An 8,546-nucleotide genomic window follows, 5' to 3' on the forward strand; every position below is an offset into this window, starting at 1 on the left:
CGAGGTGTCCCCCCCCCCGGGCTTCACTCCCCTTCCCCCCCCCCCCCGCCCCCCCCCCCCCCCCCCCCCCCCCCCGGCACCCCCGCCACGGCAGGGTGGGGGTGGGGTTGGTCAGCGCTGTCGCAACATCGCCCCGGCGGGACCCGCCTGCGCCGGTACGGCGTCGTCCACGTCGGCCACGGGTTGGGAGAACTGGGCGTGGTAGAGGCGGTGGTAGGCGCCCTGGGCGGCCAGCAGCTCGTCGTGGGTGCCCTGCTCGACGATCCGGCCGCTCTCCATCACCAGGATGAGGTGGGCGTCCCGGATGGTCGACAGCCGGTGCGCGATCACGAAGCTGGTCCGGTCCGAACGCAGTGCCGCCATCGCCCGCTGCAACAACACCTCGGTACGGGTGTCCACCGAACTCGTCGCCTCGTCCAGGATCAGCAGCGACGGGTTGGACAGGAACGCGCGGGCGATCGTGATGAGCTGCCGCTCACCCGCGCTGATGTTGCTGCCCTCCTCGTCGATGACCGTGTCGTAACCGTCGGGCAGGCTGCGGACGAACCGGTCGACGAAGGTCGCCTTCGCCGCCGCCTGGATCTCCTCCTCGCTCGCCTCCGGGTTGCCGTACGCGATGTTCTGCCGGATCGTGCCGCCGAACAGCCAGGTGTCCTGGAGCACCATGCCGATCTCGGAGCGCAGCGTGTCCCGGCTCAGGTCGGTCAGGTCGACCCCGTCCAGGGTGATCCGGCCGGAATCCAGTTCGTAGAAGCGCATGACCAGGTTGACCAGGGTGGTCTTGCCGGCACCGGTGGGCCCGACGATCGCCACCGTGTGACCCGGTTCGGCCACCAGCGACAGGTCCTCGATCAGCGGCTTGTCGTGCTCGTACCGGAACGAGACCCGTTCGAACTCGACCCGGCCGTGCCGCTCGGTCAGCTTCGCCGGCTCGGCCGGGTCCGGGCTCTGCTCGTCGGCGTCGAGCAGGTCGAAGACCCGTTCGGCCGAGGCGACCCCGGACTGCAGCAGGTTCGCCATCGACGCCACCTGCGTCAGCGGCTGGGTGAACTGCCGCGAGTACTGGATGAACGCCTGCACGTCACCCAGGCTCATCGCGCCCGAGGCGACCCGCAGGCCGCCGATGACCGCGATCGCCACGTAGCTCAGGTTCCCGATGAACATCATCGACGGCATGATGATGCCGGAGACGAACTGGGCGCCGAAGCTCGCCTTGAACAGCTCGTCGTTCTTCGCGTCGAAGGACGCCTCGATCTCGCGCTGCCGGCCGAACACCTTGACCAGTTCGTGCCCGGTGAACGCCTCCTCGATCTGGCCGTTCAGCGCGCCGGTGTGCTTCCACTGGGCGACGAACTGCTTCTGCGACCGCTTGGCGATCTGCTTGGTCACCCAGACCGACAGCGGCACCGCGACCAGCGCGATCACCGCCAGCAGCGGTGAGATCACGAACATCATGACCACCACGCCGACCACGGTGAGCAGTGAGGTGAGCAACTGGCTCAGCGTCTGCTGGAGGCTGGTCGAGATGTTGTCGATGTCGTTGGTGACCCGGCTGAGCAGTTCGCCCCGGGGCTGCTTGTCGAAGTACGGCAACGGCAACCGGTTGAGCTTGTCCTCGACGTCGGAGCGGAGCTGCCGGATGGTCCGCTGCACCACCCCGTTGAGGATGTAGCCCTGCATCCAGGCGAGCAGGCTGGCGGCGGCGAAGAGCAGCATCACCAGCAGCAGCACCATGCCGAGCCGGTCGAAGTCGATGCCGACGCCGGGCAGCACGTGGGCCTTGGTGATGATGTCGGCGAACGAGTCGTTGCCGGCGGCGCGGGCCGCGTCGGCGGCCTGCTGCGTGGTCGTACCGGGCGGCAGCTGCTTGCCGATCACACCGGAGAAGATGATGTCGGTGGCGTGGCCGAGGATCTTCGGACCGGTGACGCTGAGGCCGACGCTGGCGACGGCGAGCGTGATCACCCCGAACAGGGGCAGTCGGTGCGGCCGGAGCCGGGCCATCAGCCGCTTGGCCGAGGGCAGGAAGTTCATCGACTTCTCGGCCGGCATGCCCGCGCCCATCCAGGGTGGGCCGCCCCCGCGCCGACCGGCTTCGGGCAACCGGGCCGGCGTGGTACCGGTGGTCTTCTGGGTCATCCCCGTACTCCGTGTCTGCTCTGGTGCCGGTTGGTCGCTCATGCCACCGCTGCCACGGTGAGCTGGGACTCCACGATCTCGGCGTAGGTGGGGCAGGTGTCGATGAGTTCCTGGTGCCGGCCGATCCCGACGATCGCCCCGTCCTCCAACACGATGATCTGGTCGGCGTCGACGATGGTGGAGACCCGCTGGGCCACGATCACCACGGCGGCGTCCGCCGTGACCGGCCGCAGCGCGGCCCGCAGCCGGGCGTCGGTGCCGAGGTCGAGGGCGGAGAACGAGTCGTCGAACAGGTAGATCTCCGGCCGGCGGACCAGCGCGCGGGCGATGGCCAGGCGTTGTCGCTGACCGCCGGAGAGGTTCGTCCCGCCCTGGCTGACCGGCGCCTCCAACTGCTCCGGCAGCGCCTCGACGAAGTCGCGGGCCTGGGCGATCTCCAGGCTGGCCCAGAGCTCGTCGTCGGTCGCGTCCGGGTTGCCGTAGCGCAGGTTGCTGGCGATGGTGCCGGAGAAGAGGTACGGCCGCTGGGGCACCAACCCGATCCGCTGCCAGAGGATGTCCGGGGAGAGTTCGCGTACGTCGACCCCGTCCACCAGCACCGTGCCGCCGGTGGCGTCGAAGAGCCGGGGCACCAGGCCGAGCAGGGTCGTCTTGCCCGCCCCGGTGCTCCCGATGATCGCCGTGGTCTGACCGGCGTGGGCCCGCAACGAGATGTCCCGCAGCACCGGGGCGGCGGCTCCCGGGTACTGGAACCGCACGTCGCGCAGTTCCAGTTCACCGTGGGCGGCGACCTCGGTGACCGGGTGCTGCGGCGGCACGACGGAGGAGTCGGTGTCGAGGACCTCGACGATCCGCTCGGCGCAGACCGCCGCGCGCGGCACCATCATCAGCATGAAGGTGGCCATCATGACCGCCATCAGGGTCAGCATCAGGTAGCTCAGGAAGGCGGTCAGCGCGCCGATCTGGATCTGGCCGGCGTCGACCCGGGACGCCCCGAACCAGAGCACGGCGACGCTGGAGGCGTTGAGCACCAGCATCACGATCGGGAAGATCAGGGCCATCAACCGGCCGGTACGCAGCGCGGTCGCGGTCAGGTCGGCGTTGGCGACGTCGAAGCGGCGGGTCTCGAACGGCTCCCGGACGAACGCGCGGACCACCCGGATGCCGGTGATCTGCTCGCGCAGCACCCGGTTGACGGTGTCGATCCGGGTCTGCATCAGCCGGAACTGCGGCACCATCTTGCGGATGATCAGGCCGATGGAGGCGATCAGCACCGGCACGCAGACGACCATCAGCCAGGAGAGGCCGACGTCCTCGCGCAGCGCCATGATCACACCACCGACGCAGGTGATCGGGGCGGCGACGAGCAACGTACAGCTCACCACGACGAGCATCTGGACCTGCTGGACGTCGTTGGTGTTGCGCGTGATCAACGACGGGGCGCCGAACTGGCCGACCTCGCGGGCGGAGAAGCTCATCACCCGGCCGAAGATCGCCGTGCGGACGTCCCGGCCGAAACTCATCGCGGTCCGCGCGCCGTAGTAGACCGCCGCGATCGAGCAGGCGATCTGTACGCCGCTGACCAGCAACATCCAGCCGCCGATGCGGAGGATGTAGTCGGTGTCGCCGCGCGCGATGCCCTGGTCGATGATGTCGGCGTTGAGGCTGGGCAGGTAGAGCGAGGCCATGGTGCCGACGAGTTGCAGCAGCACCACGTAGGTGAGCGGTCGCCGGTACGGCTGTAGGTAGGTACGGAGTAAACGAGTCAGCATCGGTGACCCCCCGAATCAGTGATGCGGCCGGTCATGACGGTTCCGGCTCATGTTGGCGGACACCATCGAGCAGTACGGAGACGATCTGCTCCGCGGTGAGTGGTTCACCGTCGGTGATCATCGGATGGGAGCCGGAGAAGACCAGCAGCCGCAGCAGCCGGGCCACCTCCCCCTCGGTGAAACGAAGCTGGTCGCGGTCGGGTTCGATGATCCGGGCGACCTCGGCCTGGATCCGCTCGTTGGTCGGTCGGACCGTCGCGCGGTGGGCATCCCGGTCGGGTGGCTGGCTGTGCAGTCCGACCGCGGTCAGCAGGTTGATCACTCTGATCAGGCGGCGCTGGATGATGGCGGTCGCCTCGACCAGCCGCTCGCGCAGTGGCAGGGTCAGGTCGACCTCGGCGAACTCGGCCCAGACCGGCTCGGGGTCCAGCGCGGCCGCGACCGCCGCCTCGATGAGGGCCCGCTTGTCCGGGAAGACACGGAAGATGGTGCCCTCGGCGACCCCGGCGGCCTCGGCGATCTGCCGGGTGGTGACCTTGGTGCCGTGCTCGCCGACCAGTGGCAGGGTGGCGGCGATCAGCGCCGCTCGCCGCTCGTCGGGTGGCAGTGGGCGGGCCCGCCCGGAGACGGGCCCGCACTGCGACGGTCGGCTCGGCCCGGACGGTGACCCGTTCCTCGGGGGGAGACTCACGGCCGCGACATTAGCTGAGTGAGTGGCTCACTCACAAGTGAGATGACCCTCACCACGGGGTCGGCGGGACACCGGTCCCGACCGACCCACCGCTTTCCGCCGGAGCCTGGCCGCACCGGGAGAGTGTGGCGTACGGCGGCGGGTAACTCGACCCATTTAATTCGGATAAGACAGGATCAAATCCGCGCGTCGGCGAGGTCGAGCTGCTCGTTGCTGATGTCCTGCGAGGTCATGTCATACTGCTGGCTCCTGGGCCGGGCCAGGCCGGCGTCCTCGGCGATGCTGCCGGTGAACGAGGCGACCCCGAAGATCCGGGTCCGGTCCCCGTTGACCCGCAGGAACGAGACCGTCGCCGGCTCGGCGAGCGATCGGCCGAGCCCGGCGGCGTCGGCGTGGAACGTGTCCAGGATCCCCCGCGCCTGCTCGGACCGGCCGGCCGCCGCCGCGATCAGCAAAGAGTCCTGCTTCCAGTTGACCCGGTCCCCTCGGTCACCACCGTCGGGGCGATCGCGGAGGCGGCCCCGTACACGTCATCCCTCAGCACCGAGGGGTTCATCAGGATCGGGTCCGGCTTGGCCTGCGCCACCGCCTCCAGGTTCGGCTCACCCCGACCGCCCACGTCGCCCATCTGCGCGAGTTGGCCGGCGTACTGGGGAAGGCCGTGGTCAGGTAGGTGGGCACCAGGGCCGCGTCGTCACCTCGGGTGGCGGCGACCGGCACGATCCCCAGGGTCGGCAACCCGTCGGGCTGCCCGAGGGAGATCACCACGACCCGGGTCGGCTGCTCGGGAACGGTGGTGCTGCCGGCGAAGTGCCCGACCGTACGAGGAAAGACGCCGTCGGCGGCGTCGCTGCCCATCCCGGCCCGCCGGCTCACCCGCGCGCCGAGTATGCCACTCGGTCCGTCGGCGGTGATGGGAGCACTGCTGCTGCTCGGCGCGGACCTGCTCGCCCAGCGGGCTCCGGCCCCGTTCCAGATCCCGGTCGGGCTGGTCACCGGGGCACTCGGCGGCGGATACCTGATGCGGCTGCTCACCCGTAGGTCCGTACCCCGCAACTGAGACCGCGTGCCGGCGGACCCGGCTCCCCTGCCGTCACCGGCCCGAGTGTCCATCCTGGTTGACGGACGGTGATCAATCCGCCGGGCGGCAGGGGTTTGTCCGGGCCGGCGCGCGAAACATGTTGCGTGGGTACGGCCGGCACCTTCGGCCGACCCGTGGTCCCGCGCACGGACAGCGCGGTTTCGACGATCGGCCGCTGTCCAGAAGTTGATCCATCGGCCGGAGATCAATGAATCTTGACAACTGTTGCGACGCACAACACACTTCGGCCAACTGCGTGATCATCCCGTGCCGCCCCCGGTCATCGACCTACCGTGGGCGGCTTCCGTGCACGCCTCGACCGGAGGAACCTCGTATGAGGAGTATCAGAAGACCGGCCAGAGTCAGTCGTCTGGTAGCACTACTCACCGTGCCCGCCGCGCTCGTCCTGGGCGCACTGCCGAGCCTCGCCAATCCCGCCGACAACGGGCAGGTGGAGCCGACCCGGAAGTCCACCACCGAACAGAACGGCGTCGCGCTCATGCGCATCGTCGCCGCCGACAAGGGCGAGGTCGACAAGCTCGCCGACCTCGGTGTGGACCTCGTCGAGTACAGCAAGCCGCTGGAGAACGGCATCGAGGTCCACGCCGTACTGAGCCCCGAGGAGACCGCGGCCCTGCGGGATCTGGGCTTCGACGTCCAGGGCAAGATCTCCGACCAGGACGACTACCGGGCCAACGTGGCCGAGCGCAAGGCCGCCATCGCGGCGACCGACGCACTCGCGGTCGAGACCGACCAGCTGACCGTGCTCCGGGCCGAGTGGTTCACCAGCCTGGACGGCAACCGGTTCCTGTCGTTCGAGGTCAAGTCCAGCGCGGGCGCCGACGCCGCCACGGTGATCAACGCGAGCTGGGACACCGGGATGGACACGCCGCCGGCCTCCGGTGGCACCGCCACCATGGCCCGGTTCACCGACGCGGGCGAGTACATGTACCACCGGTTCACCTCGCCGCTGGTGCTGACCACCGCCGCACCGAACAAGGTGACCTTCACCAGCAGCAAGGGCGGCACCGTCAAGGCCTCGGTGACCCAGTGGCTGGGTAAGCCGAAGGAGGCGCCGGAGGAGCACTACGTCTCCGACTTCGTCGACCACTACATGGACCCGACCGAGATCACCGAGCGGATCACCGGGCTCGCGGCCGAGTTCCCGAACATCACGCAGATCATCGACCTGCCGAACCTGACCAACGGGTACCGCCGCCAGGCGCAGGCCCAGTTCGGCACCGCGGCGGCGAGCACCTTCTACGTCACCACCAAGGCGTGGGGACACGAGGGCGGCAACGACACCACGGTCTCGCTGGTCAATCCCGGTGCGCCGAACCAGGCGCTGACCGTACTGGTCGCCGGCAAGACCGTGATGGTCTCGCTGGCCACCGACGCCAGCGGTGCCCTGAGCAGCACCGCTGCCCAGGTGGTCGCCGCGCTGAACGAGAACGCCTCCGCCAGCGCCCTGTTGACCGCGAGCACCTACCGTGGCAACGCCGGCACCGGTCTGGTCGCCGCCGCCGGGACGACCCGGCTCAGCGACAACCTCCAGGCCCCGGCGAGCGTCTCCCGCGAGCCGTTCCAGATGAAGGCGCTGCGGATCGGTCGGGCCAAGGACGGCTCCAAGCCGGGTGTGTACCTCTACTGCCAGCAGCACGCCCGGGAGTGGGTCACCCCGATCACCTGTGTGGAGACCGCCGAGCGGCTGCTGCGCAACTACGAGCGGGACACCAAGACCCGCAACCTGGTCAACGGCCTGGACATCTTCATCCTGCCGGTGGTCAACCCGGACGGCGCGCACTACAGCATGTACGACTTCAACTCGCAGCGTAAGAACATGACCAACCACTGCCCCGCGAACGCCGCCGACCCGGCGAACCGCAACTCCTGGGGCGTGGACCTGAACCGCAACCAGAACGCCGGTTCGCTGTTCGACGGCTACAACGGCGCCTCGTCGAGCTGCACCAGCAGCACGTACGCCGGCCCGAGCGAGCAGTCCGAGCCGGAGGCCAAGAACGAGGACTGGCTGATCAACACGTACCCGAACATCAAGTTCTCGATGAACACCCACTCGTACGGTGGGTACTTCATGTGGGCGCCGGGTGCGTACAAGACGGCCGGTCGCGAGGTGCTGCCGCGTACCGACTTCGGCACCGAGAACTTCTTCTGGAACGCCTCGTCGAAGATCCTCAACGCGGTCCAGTCGCACCGGGGTACGGCGATCTGGCCGGGTCGTACCGGCCCGACCACCGACGTGCTCTACTCGGCGGCCGGTAACAGCGCCGACGCGCACTGGTACAACAAGGGCATCATCGCCTGGAACTTCGAGGTCGGCGCGGACAAGTACAACCCGGCCACGAACCGCTGGGACGCGGTCGGCTTCCAGCCGGACTTCAGCGAGGGTCACGAGGAGGCGATGGAGTTCTCCAGCGGCCAGATCGCGATCCTCGAGGTGGCCAAGGCGTACGCGGCGGACAAGTCCAAGCCCACGGCCGAACTGGTCGTGAAGAGCAAGGGCGCCGGCACCACCGACTTCACCTTCACCACCAGTGAGGCGGCGAACGTCTACTACACCCTGGACGGCAGCGAGCCGACCACGGCGTCGCTGAAGCTCGGCTTCGCCGGCTACCGCGAGGGTCCGGAGCGGATCACCATCACCGCGAAGACCACGGTCCGCTGGCTGACCGTCGACATCGCCGGCAACGTCGGCAACGTACAGGAGAAGCTCCTGAACGTCCCCAAGAGCTAACCCCCACCAGCGTGGGGGGGGAACCCCCCCGGACGCGGGGCCCGACACCCCCCCCACACCGGCGGGGCCGGGGGTGGGAGTGGTGCGGGGGGGAAAGCTCCGGTGGGACTC

General features: G+C 69.1%; 7 protein-coding genes. 2 read left to right on the forward strand and 5 right to left on the reverse strand.

The features are described 5' to 3' along the window. Positions 1-111: 111 nt before the first annotated feature. From ACZ6QQ_RS25485 to ACZ6QQ_RS25505, 5 genes are all read right to left on the reverse strand, one after another. Positions 112-2,139: an ABC transporter ATP-binding protein gene (locus ACZ6QQ_RS25485; RefSeq protein ID WP_465879647.1), complete on the reverse strand. Its 2,028-nt coding sequence runs from the start codon at positions 2,137-2,139 to the stop codon at positions 112-114. Positions 2,140-2,177: 38 nt separating this feature from the next. Then, complete coding sequence (locus ACZ6QQ_RS25490; RefSeq protein WP_465879649.1) at positions 2,178-3,911, reverse strand: ABC transporter ATP-binding protein; 1,734 nt, start codon at positions 3,909-3,911, stop codon at positions 2,178-2,180. Between the two features lie 31 nt (positions 3,912-3,942). Continuing rightward, positions 3,943-4,602 carry a TetR/AcrR family transcriptional regulator gene (locus tag ACZ6QQ_RS25495; protein WP_465879651.1) on the reverse strand — a complete coding sequence of 220 codons (660 nt, stop codon included), beginning with the start codon at positions 4,600-4,602 and terminating at the stop codon, positions 3,943-3,945. A 176-nt stretch (positions 4,603-4,778) separates the two neighbouring features. Then, positions 4,779-5,057, reverse strand: a complete 279-nt coding sequence (locus ACZ6QQ_RS25500; protein WP_465879653.1) for a TroA family protein — start codon at positions 5,055-5,057, stop codon at positions 4,779-4,781. Further along, positions 5,051-5,230, reverse strand: a complete 180-nt coding sequence (locus tag ACZ6QQ_RS25505; RefSeq protein WP_465879654.1) for an ABC transporter substrate-binding protein — start codon at positions 5,228-5,230, stop codon at positions 5,051-5,053. The genes ACZ6QQ_RS25500 and ACZ6QQ_RS25505 overlap by 7 nt, the downstream gene beginning before the upstream one ends. 45 nt (positions 5,231-5,275) lie before the next feature. Between ACZ6QQ_RS25505 and ACZ6QQ_RS25510 the strand changes: the two genes are divergently transcribed. Together ACZ6QQ_RS25510 and ACZ6QQ_RS25515 are read left to right on the forward strand one after the other, a co-directional pair. Beyond that, positions 5,276-5,662 (forward strand): iron chelate uptake ABC transporter family permease subunit, encoded by a 387-nt coding sequence (locus tag ACZ6QQ_RS25510; protein ID WP_465879655.1) that lies wholly within the window; start codon positions 5,276-5,278, stop codon positions 5,660-5,662. 409 nt (positions 5,663-6,071) lie between these two features. Next, a complete protein-coding gene (locus ACZ6QQ_RS25515) occupies positions 6,072-8,435 on the forward strand; it encodes a M14 family zinc carboxypeptidase (RefSeq protein WP_465879656.1) in 2,364 nt (787 codons plus the stop codon). Positions 8,436-8,546: the final 111 nt, after the last annotated feature.

It is taken from the genome of Micromonospora sp. NPDC049529 (genome assembly GCF_055586685.1).